This window comes from Blastococcus xanthinilyticus, assembly GCF_008124835.1.
Taxonomy (GTDB): Bacteria; Actinomycetota; Actinomycetes; order Mycobacteriales; family Geodermatophilaceae; genus Blastococcus; species Blastococcus xanthinilyticus.
The window spans coordinates 156,636-174,715 of record NZ_VNHW01000009.1 but is presented as its reverse complement, the minus strand read 5'-3'; the positions used below and the strand labels follow the sequence as shown (position 1 = coordinate 174,715).

Genomic DNA, 18,080 nt, shown 5'->3' with positions numbered 1-18,080 from the left:
CCTGGGTCAGTCGCGCGGCGCCCGGCGGCGCTGGGTGCTCTTCGCGCCGTACATCGCCCGGTCGGCCCGGGCGATGACCGCGTCGGCGCTCTCCCCCGACCGGCCGACGGCGGCTCCCACGCTGACGCCGATGGACAGCGGCCCCTCCGGCCCGGGGAAGGGCATGCCGAGGCGGGTGACGACGCGCGCGGAGAGCGCGGCCAGCTCGTGCTCGTCCCCGGCCGGGCAGAGGACCACGAACTCGTCGCCGCCGAACCGGGCCACCATGTGGTCGGGTCCGGCGACCTCCACGAGGCGGGTGGCGGCCTCGGCCAGCAGCTGGTCGCCCATGCCGTGCCCGTAGTGGTCGTTGACCGTCTTGAAGTCGTCGAGGTCGCAGAAGAGCAGGCCGCACCCGGACCCGTCGAGCCGCGCGCGCAGCGCGTCGAACAGCGCGCCCCGGTTGGCCACGCCGGTGAGCAGGTCGGTGCGGGTCTGGTGCCGCAGCCGTGCCTCGCGGGCGCGGTCGGCGGTGACGTCGATGCCGACGCAGGCGATGGCGTAGGGCCGGCCGTCGTCGTCCAGCAGGATGGTGTTGCGGAGCGCGACCCGGTGCAGCTCCCCCCGGCCGTCGACCCAGTCGGCCTCCAGCGCGTAGGCCTGACCGCTGGCCACCGCGGCGCGGACGGCCTCCCGAGCCTGCGGGATGTCGTCGGCGACCACCCAGACGTCCCAGAACCGCCGGCCCATCAGCTGGTCCTCGTCCAGGCCGGTGAACCGCTGCAGCGCCGGATTGCCCAGCAGGATGCGGCCGTCGCCGTCGACGATGCAGAGCAGGGCGTCGACCACCTGGACGAACGTGTGCGCGAGGTCGACCGGATCCTGCGCGGACGTGCGGGGCCGTGGCGACGAGGCTCCCTGCACAGTCACTGGCACTCCCGGAGGCGGCAGACGGAACGGTTCAGTATCGGTGGCGCACGGTACGGGAGCCCCCGGAACCTCTGTGACCTGCCCCGTCAGCCCCCGTTGCCTAACCTGATCTCGGCCAAATCCTGCCCATGCATGCCCGGTGACCAGGCGAAACACGGTCGTGGCGCATCCCGGGGCCGCCCGGGCGGACGCCCGGGCGGCCCCGCGAGCTCAGCGGGCGGCGGCGAGGAACGGGTAGTCGGTGTACCCCTCGGGGCCCGAGGCGTAGAACGTCGCCGGGTCGGGCTGGTTCTCGGGGTGCTCCCCCCGCCACCGCGCCACCAGGTCCGGGTTGGCGAGCACCGGACGGCCCACGGCGACGGCCTCGGCGTGCGCGTCGTCGATCAGCCGGAGGGCCTCCTCGCGGGTGGTGACCGTGCCGAAGCCGCTGTTGGCGATGAGCGGCCCGCCGAAGCGCCGGCGCAGCTCCTGCACCAGGTCGCCGCCCGGTTCCACGTGCAACACGCTCAGGTAGGCCAGGCCGAGGGGCCGCAGCCCGTCCATCAGCGCGCCGTAGGTGGCCAGCACGTCCTCGCGGTCGGTCTCGAGGGCGTCCTGGATGTTGTGCTCCGGCGAGATCCGTAGGCCGACCCGGCCCGGGCCGACGGCCTCGGCCACGGCGGTGGCCACCTCGACGACGAAGCGGGCCCGGTTCTCCGGGCTGCCGCCGTAGACGTCGTCCCGCTGGTTGGACGCCGGCGAGAGGAACTCGTGCAGCAGGTAACCGTTGGCGCCGTGCAGCTCGACGCCGTCCAGGCCGGCCGCGACGGCCCGCTCCGACGCGGCGACGAAGTCGGCGAGGGTGGCTCGCGCCTCGTCGGTGGTGAGGGCGTGCGGCACCGGGAACGGCTGCTTCACGCCACCGCCGACGTGCACCTCGCCGCGGATCGGCAGGGCGCTGGGGGCGACCACCCGGGTGCCGGTCAGCTCGGGGTGCGAGACCCGGCCGCCGTGCATGACCTGCATGACGATCCGCCCGCCGCGGGCGTGGACCGCGTCGGCGACCCGACGCCACCCCTCGGCCTGCTCGTCGGTGACGATGCCGGGCTGGCCGGCGAACGCGCGGGACTCCTCGTTGGGGAAGGTGCCCTCGGTGACGACCAGGCCGACACCGGCGCGCTGCTCGTAGTGCTCGACGACGATGTCGCGCGGGATGCCGGCGCGGCCGGAGCGCATGCGGGTGAGCGGGGCCATGACGACGCGGTTGGCGAGCTCGAGGTCGCCCAGCCGCACGGGGGAGAACAGGTCCATGCCGGGCGCAACCGCCCTGCCCGGCGACCGGATTCCGGATCGACCGATCTTGGGGCGTTCATCACGCGCGGCCGGATGGACCGTTTCGTGCACGAACGCCCCCGTCCCGGCGTCGGACGGAGCGGTCCGTGCACGAACGGCGGGCCGGACGGCGGACGGCGGTCCGACGGCGGCTCAGGCGAGGACGGCGTCCCGCTGGGCGATGCCCGCCAGCCGGGCGTACCGGCCCTCCCGCGCCATCAGCTCCTCGTGCGTGCCCTGCTCGGCGACCCGCCCGGAGTCGAGGACGACGATGCGGTCGGCGTCGCGCACGGTGGAGAGCCGGTGCGCGATGGTGATCGTCGTCCGGCCGCGGCTGGCCTCGTCCAGCGCCGCCTGCACCGCCCGCTCGGTCTCGTTGTCCAGCGCGCTGGTCGCCTCGTCGAGCACCAGCACCCGGGGATCGCGCAGCAGCGTCCGGGCGATGGCGAGCCGCTGCTTCTCCCCGCCGGAGAACCGGTGCCCGCGGGCGCCGACGACCGTCCCGTAGCCGTCGGGCAGCGCGGTGATGACCGCGTGCACCTGCGCCCGGCGGGCGGCGTCGACGATCTCCTCGTCGGTCGCGTCCGGCCGGGCGTGCAGCAGGTTCTCCCGCACCGTGCCGTGCAGCAGGTAGGTCTCCTGCGAGACGACGCCGACGACGCGGGCGAGATCGGCCAGCGTCACCCGGCGGACGTCGACCCCGTCGATCAGCACCCGGCCGGTGGTCGGGTCGTTCAGCCGCGCCACCAGCGAGGCCAGCGTGCTCTTGCCGGAGCCGGTCTCGCCGACCAGCGCGAGCGACGAGCCGGCGGGAACGGTGAGGTCGACCTCGGCGAGCGCGTCGCGGACGCCGTCGGGGTAGCGGAAGCCGACGTGGTCGAACCGCACCTCGCCGCGGACGGCGGCCGGGTCGAGCGGGACCGGGTCGGCCGGGTCGTCGATGTCGACGGGCAGGTCGAGGTACTCGAACACCCGGCTGAACAGGGCCATCGAGGCGGTCAGCGAGACGCCGATGTCCAGCAGCTGCATCAGCGGCCGGAACAGCGCGCCCTGCAGGGTGGTGAAGGCGACCAGGGTGCCGATGGTCATGCCCCCGGAGGTCGCCGGCAGCCCCGCGGCGAGGTAGATCAGCGCCGGGATGCCGGCGAACACGATGCTCATGGTCGCCATGCGCCAGCGGCCGGCCAGCTGCGAGCGCACCTCCAGGTCGACCAGGAACTCCGAGGTGCCGGCGAAGCGCTGCGACTGGGCGGGGCCGGCGCCGAGGGTCTTGCCGAGCAGCACGCCGCTGACGCTGAGCCCCTCCTCCACCTGGGAGTGCAGGTCGGCGAGGTGCCGCTGGCGCTGGGCGGTGATGGCCCGGCGCATGCGGGCGACCCGGCGGGTGAGCCAGACGGCCGGGGGCAGCACGACCAGGGAGAGCAGGGACAGCCGCCAGCTGAGCACCGCCATGGCCACCGCGGTGCCGATGACCGTGGTGGCGCTGGAGGCGAAGGTGGTCGCGGTCGAGGTGACCACCGACTGCATGCTGCCGATGTCGTTCATCAGCCGGGACTGCACCTCCCCGCCCTTGGTGCGGGTGAAGAAGCCGAGCGACTGCCGCTGCAGGTGGCTGAACACCGCCGTCCGCAGGCCGTGCATGACCCGCTGCCCGACGGTGGTGGACAGCCAGGTCTGGGCAACGCCGAACACCGCCGTCACCACGGTGACGGCGAGCATGCCGCCGACCGCCCAGAGCAGCAGCGGCACGTCCTGCGCGGGGATCGCCTCGTCGATGACCAGCTTGATCAGGAACGGGGTGGCCAGAGCGACGGCCGAGGACGCCACGATCAGCGCGACCACCACCCCGAGCTGCCACCGGTAGGGGCCGAACAGCGCGGCCACCCGGCTCCAGCGGACCGGGGAGCGCTCCAGCTGAGCGCGGTCGGCCGGATCGGGCCGACGCCCGGAGCCGCCCCCGCCGCCGGGGCCACCTCGGCCCCCACCCATCACCATGTCGCTGATGTCGCCACCTCCCGGTCGATGCTGAGGTTACCTCACCTTGAGGCAACACGACGACCTTCGCTACCCTTCCCCCCGTGACCGACGACGGCCCCGGCGAGCTCGGCGACCTGTTCATGCGGGTGGCCCGCACCCAGCGCCGCCGCTGGCGGGACGCGCTGGCGCCGTGGGACCTCTCCCCGCACCAGACCCGCGCCCTCCGGGTGGTCTGCGAGCGGGACGGCGTCCGGCTCTCCGACCTGGCCGAGTCGCTGCACATCGCGGCGCGCTCGGCCACCGAGGTCGCCGACGGCCTGCAGGAGCGCGGCCTGGTCGAGCGGACTCCCGACCCCGGCGACCGGCGGGCGGTGCTGCTGCGGGCCACCGACGAGGGCCGGCGGGTGCGCGCGGAGGTCGACCGCGCCCGGGCCGCGGACTCCGCCGAGCTCTTCGCCCGCCTGGGCCCCGAGGACCGGGCCGCGCTCGCAAGGATCCTGCGCGCGCTCGCCGACTGACGGGCGTCCCCGGCCCACCCCTCCCCCGCGGCTCCTCCCGCACGACCGGACGGTGGACCGGCCGCGCGGCGTCCGTCCGGTCCGGGCGCGCCGGGGCCCACCGGCTGCCCGTCGTCCCGGGACGGGGCGAGCCGGTGAGAATGGGCCGACCCGTCCGCCGTCCGGGGAGGCCCGATGATGGATCAGCTGGGGATCGACGCGGGAACGGCCGGGCTCGTCGTCCTGACCACCGTGGCCATGTACCTGCTCCTGGTGGTCTGCGTCCGGCTGGTGGGCCAGCGCAGCCTGGCCACCATGTCGAGCTTCGACCTGGGCTGCGCCATCGCGCTCGGCTCGGTGATCGGCCGCACGTCCCTGCTGCTCGACCCGACGCTGGCCACCGGCGCCCTCGCCGTGGTCACGCTGTTCGCGACGCAGGCCGTGCTCGGCCGGCTGCGGCAGACCCGTGTGCTGGACCGGCTGATGAACCGGAACCCGGTGCTGCTCATGGCCGGGGACACCCCGCTGCGGGAGAACATGCGCGCCGCGCACGTCGCGGAGGACGAGCTGCGCCAGAAGCTGCGGCAGGCCGGCATCCGCGACCTGGCAGAGGTGCGCTGCGTCGTCCTGGAGCGGACCGGGGCGGTCAGCGTGATCCGGCAGTCCGAGCCGCTGGACCCCTGGCTCTTCGCCGACGTCCCCGGGGCCGAGCGCCTCCACGCGGCGGTGGAGGAGCACGACGCCGCCCGGCAGGCGCCGAGCTGACTACTGCTGCTCCGGCGGGTGCTCGGCCCGCCACCCGTCGAACGCGTCGAGGAACGAGCTGGCCATCGCGTTCTCGGTGCGGACCTCGTGGCGGTCCCCCTCGTCCCGCATCCGCTCGGCCAGCGCCATGGTGTTGAACTTGATGGCGCGGAAGTAGGGGATGAACGACGCGGGCGTGAACGCGCGCTTCGAGGGCCGGGGCTCGATCCCCTCGGGCGCCCAGGCCGCCGGCTCCGCTAGCGCGGGCAGCTCCAGCGCCTCCACCGCGGCGAGCACCGGCTCGTCGTCGGGCCGGTCGGTGAAGTCGCGGGACAGCTCCCGGAACGCCTCGCTCCCGTCCGGGGCCACGGCGAGGACGACCGGCCGGAAGATCGACGCGTCGGAGTCCCAGGCACCCAGCGGCTTCGCCAGCCGGGAGCCGTCCGGATCGCTCACCCAGCGGTAGGGCACGTGCCAGGTGCGGTCGAAGGCGAGCTGGACCTCCGGCGGGTCGACCGAGGCGAGCACGACCTCGGTTCCGGCGGCAGCGAGTCGGGGCAGGGACCGGGCCAGGCGGACCGCCTGGGCGCAGCAGTAGGGCTACCAGTCCCCGCGGAGGCCGACGAGGAGGAGGGCCGCCCGGTCGTCGGACCGCAGTGCGAGCAGATCGGCGGTGTCCATGACCCCACGGTAGGGACCGCCGGCCGAGGGCGCGCGGCGGAGCGCCCCGGCTGTCGGCGCCGCTCGCCACGGGTTTCGGACGTGACGGCCGTCGGAATTTACCGAGCGACCATTTCGCACCTTTCCCGGAAAGGGCGCCGAGACGCGATGTGCCCTCATTTCCGCATCGGCCGAGCTCCCCGCACCTACACGGCGTGGACCTGCACCTACGCGTGCCGGCCGTCACATTCGGACTCCTCGCCGACACAACTTCCTCCGACTCCGCGGCCGACGTGCCAGGAATCACAGGGGAAATGGTCAAGCCCGGCCACCGGACGGGCGTTGTATGGATGGCGCAACAGATGCGTCATCCATACAGAAGAGGCACGACCGTGACCAGCTTCATCTCCCGCCCGACCTCCTCCCACAGCCAGTCCGCCGGCCTCGTCCGCCGCCTCGTCGGGCTCGTGACCCCGCACGGCTCGGCCGGCGACCACGACGCGCCCGTCCGTCGCCGGACGATGGACCGCCTCATCGCCGAGCTCAACCGCGGCGCCTGACGCTCCTGCGGGGCGGTCGCTCCGCCGGAGCCCGACCGCTCCGCGCGGGGCGCCACCCGCCGGCGTGCTGTCCGGCGGGAAGAGTCCGGGTCATCGCCGCCCGCGCTGCGCGGCTCCGGGCGAACGCCTGACGCGAGCCCCTTTCCGCTCGGGTATCTCAGCACTAAGGTTTCTGCCATGAGTGCGCGCCGGGTCCGGATCGGCATCGACACCGGTGGGACGTTCACCGACGTCGTCGCCGTGGACGAGGAGACCGGTCGCACGACGACGACCAAGACCCCCTCCACCCCCGCCGACCCGGCCGAGGGCTTCCTCACCGGCGTCCGCAAGGTGCTCGACCTCTTGGGGCTGACCGGCGAGGCGGTGACCGCGGTCAGCCACGGCACGACGGTCGCGACCAACCAGCTGCTCGAGGGCAAGCTCGACCGCATCGGGTTCATCACCACCGAGGGCTACGAGTCGGTGCTCGAGATCGCCCGGCAGTCGGTGCCCGACGGCTACGGCAACAGCTACTTCTGGGTCAAGCCGCCGCGGATCGTGCCGGCCGACCTGGTTCGCACCGTGCGGGGCCGGCTCGACCCCACCGGCGCCGAGGTGCGCCCCTTCGACGAGGACGACGCCCGCGCCGCCGCCCGCTTCTTCGCCGACGCCGGCATCTCGACGATCGGCGTCTGCTTCCTGCACGCCTACGCCGACGACGCCCACGAGCGCCGGATGCTCGAGGTGATCCGCGAGGAGCACCCCGGCGCCGTGGTCAGCATCAGCTCCCAGGTGCTGCGCGAGTACCGCGAGTACGAGCGCTCGGTCACCACGCTGGTCGACGCGGCGGTGAAGCCCCGGGTCGGCGCGTACGTCACCACCATCCGCACCCGGCTGGACGAGCTCGCGCCCGGCGTGCCGTTCTACGTGATGAAGAGCAACGGCGGCGTGCTGTCGGCCGAGGAGGTCGTGCACCAGCCGATCACCACGATGCTCTCCGGGCCGGCCGCCGGAGCCCTGGGCGCGGCGCTGATCGCCGGGACCGCCGGCTTCGACCGGGTGCTCACCTGCGACGGCGGCGGCACCTCGACCGACGTCACCGTGGTCATCGACGGCGAGCCCGCGCTCACCACCGAGGGCTCGGTCGGCGACTACCCCAGCAAGATCCCGATGATCGACGTCGTCACCGTCGGCGCGGGCGGCGGCTCGATCGCCTGGCTCTCGCCCGAGGGCACCCTCAAGGTCGGCCCGCAGTCGGCCGGCGCCGACCCGGGCCCGATCTGCTATCCGGACGGCGGCGACCAGCCGACCGTCACCGACGCGCACGTCGTCCTCGGCCGGATCCCCCCACACCTGCTGGGCGGGGAGATCCCGCTGTCGGTGGGCGCCGCCCGCGCCGGGCTGGAGCGGCTCGGGGCGGAGCTCGACCTGTCCCTGGAGCGCACCGCCACCGGCATCCTGGAGATCTCGGCCTGGAACCAGGCCAACGCCCTGCGCCAGGTGACCGTCGCCAAGGGCCTCGACGTCCGCGACTTCACGCTCACCACGTTCGGCGGTTCGGGCTCGCTGCTGGCCTGCCGGCTGATGGACGTCCTCGGCCTGCCGCGCACCCTGGTGCCGCCCAACCCGGGCAACGTCAGCGCGTTCGGGCTGCTCACCGTCGACGTCCGCAACGACTACGTGCAGACCGTCGTCGCCAGGCACCTCGATCTGGACCTGGCCCGCGTGCAGTCGGTGTTCGCCGACCTGGAGGCCCGGGCGCGGGCCGCCCTCGACGGCGAGGGCTTCGGCCGCGAGCAGCAGCGCATGCAGCGGACGGCGGACCTGCGCTACGTGGGCCAGGCGTTCGAGGTGCGCGTCCCGGTGGGCGACGGCGAGCTCGACCGCGCGGCCGCCGAGGAGGTCGCCCAGGCCTTCCACGCCGCGCACCGCCAGCTGTACGGCTACGACTTCGCCGACGACCCCCGCCAGGCCGTGGAGTGGGTGAACCTGCGGGTCAGCGGCATCGGCCCGATCCGGCGGCCCGACCTGGTCGAGCTGGAGCCCGGCGAGGGCGGGACGGACCGGGCCGTCACGGGCTCGCGCCCCGTCTTCTTCGACGACTGGGTCGAGACGCCCACCTACGACCGCACCCGTCTCGCCCCCGGCGACGTGGTGCCCGGGCCGGCGGTCGTCGAGGAGTTCGGCTCGACCGTGCCGGTGCACCCGGGCTTCGCCGCGACCGTCGACGCCCACGGGAACCTGCTGCTCACGAAGGAGACCGGCCGATGAGCCTTTCCGACGGCACCGCTCCCGCCGACCCGGTCCTCGTCGAGATCGTCGCCGGCACGCTCGCCGCGATCGAGAAGGAGGTCGAGACCTCCATCGGCCGGACGTCGCGCTCGCCGATGATCCGCGACGCGCACGACTTCCGCGCCGGCATCCACGACCGGCAGCTGCGCAAGCTCACCGGCCGCTCGTACTCGGCCCTGGTGCACCCGGTCGTGCGGGACTACCCGATCGGCTCGATGAACCCCGGCGACGTCTACTTCCACAACGACGTCTACCTCTCCGAGGGCGGGATCGGCCACCTGCCCGACCTCTGCGTCACCGTGCCGGTCTTCGCGCAGGTGGACGGCGCGCAGCGCGTCGTGGCCTTCGTCCAGGCGTTCGGCCACCACGACGACATCGGCGGCGCGGTGCCGGGCTCCATGCCGTCGGCGGCCACGAGCGTGTACGAGGAGGGCCTGATGGTCCCCCCGATCAGGCTCTGGGACCGCGGCGTGCCCAACGAGAGCGCGCTGAAGATCATGACCCGCAACTCGCGGATGCCCGATTCGCTCGCCGCCGACCTCGACGCCGAGTGCTCGGCCTGCCTCGCCGGCGCCCGGCGGCTGGGTGAGCTGTTCGACCGGTACGGCGTGGCCGCGGTGGAGGCCTGCTTCGACGCGATCCTGGCCAGCTCCACCGAGGTCTACCGGCGGGAGATCCTGAGCCAGATCCCGGACGGCACCTACGTCTGGGAGGACTACGCCGAGCACGACGGCGTCGAGGAGCCGCAGCTGCACCGCCAGCGGATCACGCTGACCATGGACTCCTCGCGGGAGATCCCGCTGGTCATCGACTTCACCGGCACCGGCCCGCAGGCGAAGGGCCCGATCAACCACTGCGGTGACTACGCCGACGGCAACTTCCTCAAGAAGTGGCTCGCGCCGATCCTGCGCAACCTGGCCGCGTCACCGGAGCGGATGGCCCAGCTCGACGTCAACGAGGGCGTCGTCCCGCTGATCGAGATGCGCTTCCCCGAGAAGGGCACCCTGCTCACCCCGATCTTCCCGGCGCCCACCAACGCCCGGACCTTCGTCATCCTGCGGCTGCTCGGGGTCCTGGCCGGGGTGCTCGCGAAGGCCACCGGCGGCCGGATGCCCGCCGACCAGGAGACGATCCGCTACACCGGCGTCTACGGCACCGATGCCGACGGGCAGCCCTACCTCATGCGCGAGGTACTCGGCGGCGGCTCGGGCGGCCGCTACTACGCCGACGGCGAGGACACCATCCACGTCGTCCCCGATTCGCGGAACCTGCCCACGGAGTTCACCGAGTCGCGGTTCCCGCTCCGGGTGGAGCGGCTCGGGCTGGCCATGGACTCCGGCGGCCCGGGGCGCTACCGCGGCGGCTGCGGCTACGAGAAGCACATCCGGGTGCTGCGCGACGCGCACTTCATGTCGATCGCCGACCGCTCGATCCTCGCCTGCTGGGGCGTCAAGGGCGGCAAGGCCGGCCAGCCGTTCCAGATCACCGTCGACCCGGGCGGGCCGGACGAGCACGACGTGGACGCGCTCGCCGATGCCGAGCCGCTGACGGCCGGCACCGTCGTCCGCATCCGCACGACGGGCGGCGGTGGCTGGGGCGATCCCCTCGACCGGCCGGTCGAGGAGGTGCTGCGCGACATCGCCTGGCGCAAGGTGTCGGTCGAGGGCGCACGGGCGGACTACGGCGTGGTCCTCCGCGCGGACGGGACGGCCGACGAGGCGGCCACCGAGGCGCTGCGCGCCGAGCTGCGGGGCGCCCGGACCGGCGAGGAGCCGTTCTTCGACCGCGGCCCCGGTTACGCCACGCTGTCCGGCGGCGCGGCCTTCAACGAGTTCGACCTGGTCCACGCCGCACCCTAGGAGCCACCCCGGCCCCACGAGCCCCCGGTGTCGAGGCCGGCCATCCGGGTACGGGCCCACGCCATGCGGACCGAGCAGGCGACGACCGGGGACATGGTGGGGCGCGGCATCGTCGCGGGCATCGGCGGGACCGTCGTCATGACGGCCTTCCAGACGCTGGTCGAGATGCCGCTCACCGAGCGCGAGGAGAGCTACGCGCCCGCGAACTTCGCCGAGAAGGTGACCCCGATGCAGACTCGTTCCCCCGCGGGACGGCGACGGCTGAACTGGGCCACGCACTTCGCGCTCGGAGCGATGTGGGGCGCGGCCTACGGGATCGCCGCCGCGCGGGGGTTGCGCGGGCAGAAGGCCGTCAGCGCCGTGTTCGCCGTGGTGTACGCGGGAGACGTCGCACTCAACACCGCTCTCGGGCTGTACCGCCCCCACCAGTGGTCGACGAAGGACGCCCTCATCGACGTGGTGGACAAGTACGTGCAAGCCCAGGGCACCGGGGCGGTGTTCGACCGCCTGCTCGACCCGGCCTCGTAGGTCGGGCCTCTCCGCGCACGAGACGTGCGCAGAACATCCCACCTTGCTGCCGAACTCAGGCCGGGGTGCCGGAGGGTCACCGCGCACAGTCGGACTCTGCCCACCGTGGCGGGCAGAGTCCGACCGTGCGTGGGACAGGTGCCGGAGCGGCGGGCGAGCCGCGGACGGGACGGACGACGAGGCGGCCACCGAGGCGCTGCGCGCGGAACTGCCGGGCGCCCGGACCGGCGAGGAGCCGTTCTTCGACCGCGGGCCCGGCTACGCCACGCTGTCCGGCGGCGCGGCCTTCGACGAGTTCGACGTCCGCTGATCCTCGTCCCGGGACAGTTGTGCTCCGAGTGCCAGTACGACTCAGAGCACAACTGTCCGCGGATCAGGTGACGGGGTCGGTGCTGCCCGTCCCCGGCTTTGCGTCGTCGCCGGTCACGCCCTCGTCCCCCGTCGGGCGGGCGTCGTCGCCCGCGTCCTCGACGTCGTCGGGAACGAGCGGTGTCTCCTCCTCCACGTTCTGGCGGGCCTGCTCTCGGTCGGTGCCGGGCACCTCGGTCATGGGACCTCCTCGGGATGGGTGCTGCCTCACCTACCCCGTCGGCGGGGAGGCAGGCGCGCGTTCGCTGCCGGCGCACACCGCGGCCCGCACGGCCTCGCCGGTCGCCGCGTCGGCGGGCAGGAACGCCTCGATGCTCAGCTCCGCGGCGGTGAGGTCGACGGCGGTGCCGAAGGTGGTCACCGTGCTCAGGAAGCTCAGCACCGCGTCCCCCGAACGCACCCGCAGCGGGACGGCGATGCCGTTCGGCGGCGGCGTGCGGGCCAGGCCGCCGGGCAGCGCGAGCAGCTCGCGGTGCAGCGCACCGAGACCCGGGTCGCCGGTCAGGTCGGCCTCGCGCGCCAGCCGGTGCAGCACGTGCCGGCGCCACTGGGGGAGGTCGAGGATGCGCGGCGCCATCCCGTCCGGGTGCAGGCTCAGCCGCAGCACGTTGGCCGGTGGCTCGAGCAGGTGCGGCGCCACCCCGGCCGTCAGGACCGGGACCGCCCGGTTGGCCGCCACGAGGTCCCACGCGCGGTCGACGACCACCGCCGGGAAGGGCTCGTACGCCGCCAGCACCAGGTCGAGGGCGGCGCGGACCGTGCGCATGTCCGGCTCGTCCAGGCCGCGCCGCGCGTAGGCGGGCGCGAAACCGGCCGCGGTCAGCAGCTCGTTGCGCTCCCGCAGCGGCACGTCCAGCTGCTCGGCCAGGTGCAGCACCATGTCGCGGCTGGGGCGGGCGCGCCCCGTCTCGAGGAAGCTCAGGTGCCGGGCAGAGACCCCCGCACCCCCGGCCAGTTCCAGCTGGCTGAGCCGGCGGCGCTGCCGCCAGCCCCGCAGGAGCTCACCGACGGTCCGGTCGGAGGTGGAGGCGCTGGTCACGGCGGCGACGCTAACGGCGATCGGGTGCGCCTGTCGCTTACCTGCGAGGTAATCGACGCGCCTCCCGGGCCGGGCCACGGTGACGGCCATGACCACCACCCGCACCGCTCTCCCATTCCTCCGCACCGGCGGGCTGCTCCGCCCCGTCCTCCGGCTCGACGCGCTCGTCACGGGCGCGAACGCCGCGGCCTACCTGCTCGCCGCCCCGCTGCTCGACGGGCTGCTGGGCCTGCCCGCCGGCCTCCTCCGCGGGGTCGGGGCGTTCCTCGCCGGCTACGCCGTCGCCGTGTGGCTCGTGGCCGCCCGGCGGCCGATCAGCGCGCCGGCGGCCGAGGTCGTCGTCGGCGCCAACGTCCTGTGGGTCGTCGGCAGCCTCGCCGCCGTGCTCACCGGCCTGGGCTCCCCCAGCACGGTCGGGGCGGTGTGGCTGGTGCTGCAGGCCGCCGTCGTGGCCGGCTTCGCCGGGCTCCAGGTCGCCGGTCTGCGCGGCGCGCGGCAGGCTCGGGCCCATGGGTGAGCCGCAGCGGGAGACCGACGAGCCGAACCTCCGTCCCGGGCAGCACGACGAGGGCGGGACCGGCGGCATGGCCACCCGCGAGCTCGCCGCGCACGAGCAGGAGGCCGCCGCGGCCGACGACGACTGAGCCGGCCTCAGGCGCCGCCGGACCGGCGCCGCGGCCAGGGCCGCCACCAGGGCCGCCGCCGCGGCACCACCGCCACCGGGGGTGCCGGCGGCGGCTCCGGCGGGCGGGCCGCCTGCCACGCGGCCACGAGGGCCTCCACGTCGGCCAGCCCGGGGACCGGCGCCCAGCGGCTGGGCTGCGGGGTGCGCCAGAAGGCCTGGACGCGGGCGTTGTAGTCCTCGGCCAGCGCCCGGACAGCGGCCTCGGCGCCCAGCCGCGCCGCGCGCTCGGGCAGCACGTCGCGCTCCCGCCGCAGCGCGAGGCCCGGCGGCAGCATCTCCGCGGTTTCGATGCCCTCGCGGCGCGCCTTGGCCACCGCCCAGTCGTAGGCGGTCACCTCGCGGTCCAGGTCGGCGATCGGCTTCCCCGCGCCGTCGAGGCGGTCGAAGTCGCCGCGCTCCCGGGCTCGCGCGATCTGGGTGTCCACCCACGTCTCGAAGGAGACCCCCGGCGGCTTTCGCTCGGTCATCACCGTCCATGGTCCACGTCTGTGCCAGGCTCGCCACCGTGCGGACGACGGGGAGCCGAGAGGTGTACCGCAATCCGTGGCTGCGGCTGCGGGAGGACGCGGTGGTGCGGGACGACGGATCGGCGGGGGTCTACGCCGTCATCGAGAAGCCGCACTTCGCCGTCGTCCTGGCCGCCGAGCGCGACGGGTTCTGGTTGGTCGAGCAGTTCCGCCACCCGGTCGGCCGCCGGACCTGGGAGTTCCCGCAGGGCACCTGGCCCGACGGGGGCAGCGGGTCCGCCGAGGAGCTGGCGCGGGCCGAGCTCGCCGAGGAGACCGGGCTGCGGGCGGGCACGCTGGAGCACCTGGGCCACCTCGACCTGGCCCCCGGCCTGTCCACCCAGGAGTTCGACGTCTGGCTGGCCACGGACCTCACCCCCGGGCCGACCGCCCGGGAGGCCACCGAGGCCGACATGGTCACCGCGTTCGTCCCGGCCACCGAGCTGCGGACGATGATCGGCGACGGCCGGTTCTCCGACGGTCCGTCGCTGGCGGCCTACGCGCTGCACCTGCTCGCCCGGCCTGAGCCGGGGCGTGGCCGTCGCCCGGGCGGGGAGTTGACGTCGCCGCCCGGTCGTGCCGCCCACCCGGGTCACAGCGGAGCGTGGCGACCTGCCACGAAGGGGTGAAGCGGCAGCTCACGGAGCTGCGGCCGGAACCGCGACCCCACAGGGTGGACGCCGTGCCGTTGTCCGCCCCGGGTCTGCCCGCCCTGCCGCCCGAGCTGGCCGGACCCGTCGCGGTGGAGCTGGCCAAGCCGGTCCGGGCGATCCCCGCTCCGGGCGCGCTGGCCGGCGGCTGCCGCTACGAGCCCAAGTGGGACGGCTACCGGCTGGTGGTCGTCCGCGAGCGCAGCTCCACCCGCCTGTGGTCCAAGCAGGGCCGGGACCTCACCGACCGCTTCCCCGACGTCGCCGCCGCCGCGCTCGCCCAGCTGCCGGCCGGGACGGTCGTCGACGGGGAGGTCGTCATCTGGAACGGCGACCGGCTGGACTTCGGCCTGCTGCAGCGCCGCATGGTCCCCGCGGCCGGCCGGATCGCCGGGCAGGTCGCCGCAGCCCCCGCCTCCTACGTCGCCTTCGACCTGCTCGCCGCCGGCGGGGAGGACCTGCGCGGGCGCACCCTGGCCCGGCGCCGGGCCGCGCTCGAGGAGCTCGCCGCCCGCTGGGCACCGCCCATGCAGCTCTCCCCGATGACCGCCGATCCCGCCGAGGCGCGCCAGTGGTTCGACGACTTCCGCGCCGCCGGGGTCGAGGGGCTGGTCGCAAAGGGGGCGGCCACCCGGTACGCCCCCGGCCGGCGGGAGTGGCTCAAGGTGAAGAGCTGGGAGACCACCGAGGTGCTGGCCGGCGGGGTCATCGGCGCGCTGGACCGGCCCAGCCAACTGGTCGCCGGCCGGTACCGCGACGGCGAGCTGGTCGTCGTCGGCCGGACCGGCCCGCTCTCCCCGCGGCAGGCCGCCGAGCTGGCCGGCGCGCTCCGCCCGGCCGGAGCGGACCACCCGTGGCCCGACCGCATCGGCACCGGCCGGTTCGGGGGCGGCCGGCTGTCGGTGCCGCTGACCCGGGTGGAGCCGACCACCGTCGTCGAGGTCAGCGCCGACGCCGCCCTGCAGGCCGGGGTCTTCCGCCATCCGCTCCGCTTCGTGCGCACCCGGCCCGACCTGCGCGCCGACGACCTGCCACCGCTCCCCTAGGAGCCGGTGCACCCGCCTCCCCCGACGGGGTGAGCCCGGCTCGACCGGCAGGTGCCTCAGGCCGATGGGACGTCGTGATCCTGTCCACGACGCCGCCCCCGGCCGGCGCCCGCGCCGCCTGGTGGCACGCGGGCCTGGTCGTGCTGGTGGCCGTCGCCGTGACGAGCGTCGTCCCGCTGGGCCCGTGGCGGCCGGCGGCCGAGATCGTGGTGTTCCTCCTGGGCCTCGCCGGGACCGCCACGGCGCTCCGCCGCCACCGGACGCCCCAGGTCCTCGCCTGGCGGGCGCTGGCCACCTGCCTGGCCTGCTTCGCCGCGAGCTGCGTGGCGGAGGTGCCCGCGCAGGCCGGCGTCGCGCCCGGCGTCTTCACCCCGCTGGAGTCCGGGCTCGACCTCGCCGCCTACGCGGCCCTCGTCGTCGGCGCGCTGGGCATCCTGCGCCGCGGCCAGCGCTCCCGGAACTGGGCGGCCTGGGCGGACACCGCCACGCTCCTGCTGGCCGCGGGGCTCGCCGTGCTCGCCGTCCGCGGGGACGAGCACTCCAACCTCGCCGAGCACGTCGAGATCGGCGTCGGCGTCCCGCTGATCACGGTGGTCCTGCTCATCGTCTGCGTGCCCCTGGCCATGTCCCAGGGCCGCCGCTCGGTGAGCTCCACGGCCCTGCTCGTCGCCGCGCTCCTCACCGTGATCGGGTACAGCGGCCGCCTCCTGGTCGGGCCGATGCGGGAGTCGCCGCTGCTGGACCCGCTGCCGCTGCTCGCCGTGGCGGCCATCACCCTGGCCGCGCGGCACCCCTCCGTGGTGACCCTGGGCCGCCGGCCGGACTCCGACCAGGACGCCGCCTCCGGCCGCGTCCTCGGACTGGGCGCCGCGCTGCTGATCAGCCCCGCGCTCCTGGTGCTGTGGAGCTTCGGACACGGCGGCGTGGGCTACGTCCTGGGCGCCGGCAGCGCCGTGCTCACCGGGCTGGCGCTCGGCCGGCTGACCGCGCTGAACCAGGAGCGCGAGCGCGCCCGCGCGGCGCTGGCCGCGAGCGAGTCGCGCATGCAGCTGCTGCTGGCCAACGCCGCCGACGTCATCGCGATCATCGACCGCTCCGGGACCATCTCCTACATGAGCCCCGCGGCGGAGTCCCTGCTCGGGCGCCCCGGGAGCGAGTACGTCGGCCGATCGGCCATCGAGCTCGCCGACCCCCGCGACCAGGCCCGGCTGCGCGCCGCGGTCGTCGCCGCCGGCGAGGCCCGGAGCTCGGCCACCGGGTTCATCGACACCGACATCCGGGTGGAGCAGAGCGCCGGTGGCAGCCGCTGGGTCGAGGCGCGGATCAGCGCCCGCGTGGACGAGGTGGGCCTCGACGGCTGGGTGGTCAACCTGCGGGAGGTCACCGACCGGAAGCTCTTCGAGGACGAGCTGCGCCGGCAGGCGACCACCGACCCCCTGACCGGGCTGCTCAACCGCACCGCCTTCAACGAACGGCTGGCCGGGGCGACCGCCACGGTCGACGCCGCGGCGCCGCCCGCGGTGCTCTTCGTCGACCTCGACGACTTCAAGACGGTCAACGACACCCTCGGCCATGCCGCGGGCGACGAGCTGCTGCGCACCGTCGCCGCCCGGCTCTCCGCCGACGTGCGGGCCGACGACGTGGTGGCACGGCTCGGCGGCGACGAGTTCGCGCTGCTGCTGCCCGAGGCCGACGACGCCCGGCTGCACGAGGTGGCCGACCGGCTGCTCGCCGCGTTCCGCGTGCCGGTGGAGCTGGCCGGCCGGCCGGTCACCGTGACCGCCAGCATCGGCGGCGCGCTGGCCGAGCCCGGCTGCACCGCCGGGCAGCTGCTGCACCGGGCCGACACCGCGATGTACGCCGCCAAGCGGGCGGGCAAGGACTCCTGCGCCCTGCTCGGCGCCGCGGGCACCGCGCTGCGCTGAGGCGGCCCCGGCGGCGAGGGCGTGCCGGCGCGCGGGCGTCAGGGCTGCTGCGGCACCCGGCCCAGGCCGACCAGCAGCCGGCGCAGCAGCGCCGCCAGCTGCTCCCGGTCGTCGGCCGGGAGCGCGTCGAGGAGCCGCCGCTCGGTCTCCAGGTGGTCGGGGAGCGCCGCGTCGAGGGCCGCCCGGCCGGCGGCCGTGAGCGTGACCACCACCGCCCGCCCGTCGGACACGCTGCGCTCGCGGGTGATCAGGCCGCGCTCCTCCAGCCGGTCCAGCCGCTGGGTGATGGCCCCCGACGTGACCAGCGCCGTGCGCATGAGGGCGGTCGGCGTCAGCTGGTAGGGCTCCCCCGCCCGGCGCAGCGCGGCCAGGACGTCGAACGACGGCGCGTCGAGGCCGTAGCGGGCGAAGGTGGCGCGCTGCGCCAGGTGGACCTCCCGCTGGAGCTGGGTGATCCGCCCGATGACGCCCATCGGGGAGCAGTCGAGGTCCGGCCGTTCCCGAGCCCACTGCCGCAGGATCAGGTCGACGGCGTCCTCCACGT

Annotated in this window: 18 protein-coding genes and 1 pseudogene; 11 read left to right on the top strand and 8 right to left on the bottom strand. The window is 75.0% G+C overall.

The annotated features are described in order from the left end of the window. Nucleotides 1-6: 6 nt before the first annotated feature. The 3 genes from BD833_RS14940 to BD833_RS14930 form a co-directional block, all read right to left on the bottom strand. Nucleotides 7-909, bottom strand: a complete 903-nt coding sequence (locus BD833_RS14940; RefSeq protein WP_243737686.1) for a GGDEF domain-containing protein — start codon at nucleotides 907-909, stop codon at nucleotides 7-9. 210 nt (nucleotides 910-1,119) lie between these two features. Next, nucleotides 1,120-2,199 carry an alkene reductase gene (locus tag BD833_RS14935; RefSeq protein ID WP_166533927.1) on the bottom strand — a complete coding sequence of 360 codons (1,080 nt, stop codon included), beginning with the start codon at nucleotides 2,197-2,199 and terminating at the stop codon, nucleotides 1,120-1,122. A 174-nt stretch (nucleotides 2,200-2,373) separates the two neighbouring features. Continuing rightward, nucleotides 2,374-4,104: an ABC transporter ATP-binding protein gene (locus tag BD833_RS14930; RefSeq protein ID WP_279536022.1), complete on the bottom strand. Its 1,731-nt coding sequence runs from the start codon at nucleotides 4,102-4,104 to the stop codon at nucleotides 2,374-2,376. A gap of 194 nt (nucleotides 4,105-4,298) precedes the next feature. On the opposite strand from BD833_RS14930, the gene BD833_RS14925 reads away from it, so the two are divergent. Further along, on the top strand, nucleotides 4,299-4,715 hold the full coding sequence (locus BD833_RS14925) for a MarR family winged helix-turn-helix transcriptional regulator (protein WP_208092681.1): 417 nt from the start codon (nucleotides 4,299-4,301) through the stop codon (nucleotides 4,713-4,715). A gap of 174 nt (nucleotides 4,716-4,889) precedes the next feature. Next, nucleotides 4,890-5,459 carry a DUF421 domain-containing protein gene (locus tag BD833_RS14920; protein ID WP_166533925.1) on the top strand — a complete coding sequence of 190 codons (570 nt, stop codon included), beginning with the start codon at nucleotides 4,890-4,892 and terminating at the stop codon, nucleotides 5,457-5,459. On the opposite strand, the pseudogene BD833_RS22775 reads toward BD833_RS14920, so the two are convergent. After that, nucleotides 5,460-6,026: pseudogene (locus BD833_RS22775) on the bottom strand (peroxiredoxin family protein); the annotation flags it as partial. Between the two features lie 464 nt (nucleotides 6,027-6,490). On the opposite strand from BD833_RS22775, the gene BD833_RS14910 reads away from it, so the two are divergent. The 4 genes from BD833_RS14910 to BD833_RS14895 all read left to right on the top strand — a co-directional run bounded on the left by BD833_RS14910 (nucleotide 6,491) and on the right by BD833_RS14895 (nucleotide 11,316). Further along, nucleotides 6,491-6,658 (top strand): hypothetical protein, encoded by a 168-nt coding sequence (locus BD833_RS14910; RefSeq protein WP_166533924.1) that lies wholly within the window; start codon nucleotides 6,491-6,493, stop codon nucleotides 6,656-6,658. Nucleotides 6,659-6,835: 177 nt separating this feature from the next. Next, nucleotides 6,836-8,908: a hydantoinase/oxoprolinase family protein gene (locus tag BD833_RS14905; protein WP_166533923.1), complete on the top strand. Its 2,073-nt coding sequence runs from the start codon at nucleotides 6,836-6,838 to the stop codon at nucleotides 8,906-8,908. Continuing rightward, a complete protein-coding gene (locus BD833_RS14900; protein WP_166533922.1) occupies nucleotides 8,905-10,788 on the top strand; it encodes a hydantoinase B/oxoprolinase family protein in 1,884 nt (627 codons plus the stop codon). Before BD833_RS14905 ends, BD833_RS14900 begins: the two co-directional genes overlap by 4 nt. A 63-nt stretch (nucleotides 10,789-10,851) precedes the next feature. After that, entirely contained in the window at nucleotides 10,852-11,316 is a 465-nt protein-coding gene (locus BD833_RS14895) for a hypothetical protein (RefSeq protein ID WP_166533921.1), read from the top strand. Between the two features lie 373 nt (nucleotides 11,317-11,689). Here BD833_RS14895 and BD833_RS14890 read toward each other — a convergent pair whose 3' ends face one another. Both BD833_RS14890 and BD833_RS14885 read right to left on the bottom strand, forming a co-directional pair. Beyond that, entirely contained in the window at nucleotides 11,690-11,866 is a 177-nt protein-coding gene (locus tag BD833_RS14890; RefSeq protein ID WP_166533920.1) for a hypothetical protein, read from the bottom strand. A 30-nt stretch (nucleotides 11,867-11,896) separates the two neighbouring features. Continuing rightward, nucleotides 11,897-12,724 carry a helix-turn-helix domain-containing protein gene (locus BD833_RS14885; RefSeq protein WP_243737685.1) on the bottom strand — a complete coding sequence of 276 codons (828 nt, stop codon included), beginning with the start codon at nucleotides 12,722-12,724 and terminating at the stop codon, nucleotides 11,897-11,899. Between the two features lie 88 nt (nucleotides 12,725-12,812). On the opposite strand from BD833_RS14885, the gene BD833_RS14880 reads away from it, so the two are divergent. Both BD833_RS14880 and BD833_RS23285 read left to right on the top strand, forming a co-directional pair. After that, nucleotides 12,813-13,241, top strand: coding sequence for a hypothetical protein (locus BD833_RS14880; RefSeq protein WP_166533918.1), 429 nt, complete (start codon nucleotides 12,813-12,815; stop codon nucleotides 13,239-13,241). After that, nucleotides 13,234-13,368, top strand: a complete 135-nt coding sequence (locus tag BD833_RS23285) for a hypothetical protein (RefSeq protein WP_279536021.1) — start codon at nucleotides 13,234-13,236, stop codon at nucleotides 13,366-13,368. The genes BD833_RS14880 and BD833_RS23285 overlap by 8 nt, the downstream gene beginning before the upstream one ends. 7 nt (nucleotides 13,369-13,375) lie before the next feature. Here the strand turns inward: BD833_RS23285 and BD833_RS14875 are convergent, their stop codons facing one another. Beyond that, nucleotides 13,376-13,876: a DnaJ family domain-containing protein gene (locus BD833_RS14875; protein ID WP_166533917.1), complete on the bottom strand. Its 501-nt coding sequence runs from the start codon at nucleotides 13,874-13,876 to the stop codon at nucleotides 13,376-13,378. A gap of 62 nt (nucleotides 13,877-13,938) precedes the next feature. Here BD833_RS14875 and BD833_RS14870 point away from each other — a divergent pair, with 62 nt between their 5' ends. From BD833_RS14870 to BD833_RS14860, 3 genes are all read left to right on the top strand, one after another. Further along, on the top strand, nucleotides 13,939-14,544 hold the full coding sequence (locus BD833_RS14870) for an NUDIX domain-containing protein (protein ID WP_243737684.1): 606 nt from the start codon (nucleotides 13,939-13,941) through the stop codon (nucleotides 14,542-14,544). 53 nt (nucleotides 14,545-14,597) lie between these two features. Further along, nucleotides 14,598-15,611, top strand: coding sequence for an ATP-dependent DNA ligase (locus tag BD833_RS14865; RefSeq protein WP_166533915.1), 1,014 nt, complete (start codon nucleotides 14,598-14,600; stop codon nucleotides 15,609-15,611). Nucleotides 15,612-15,685: 74 nt separating this feature from the next. Beyond that, nucleotides 15,686-17,536 (top strand): diguanylate cyclase domain-containing protein, encoded by a 1,851-nt coding sequence (locus tag BD833_RS14860; RefSeq protein WP_166533914.1) that lies wholly within the window; start codon nucleotides 15,686-15,688, stop codon nucleotides 17,534-17,536. 38 nt (nucleotides 17,537-17,574) lie between these two features. On the opposite strand, the gene BD833_RS14855 is transcribed toward BD833_RS14860, so the two are convergent. Continuing rightward, nucleotides 17,575-18,078: a MarR family winged helix-turn-helix transcriptional regulator gene (locus BD833_RS14855; protein ID WP_166533913.1), complete on the bottom strand. Its 504-nt coding sequence runs from the start codon at nucleotides 18,076-18,078 to the stop codon at nucleotides 17,575-17,577. Nucleotides 18,079-18,080: the final 2 nt, after the last annotated feature.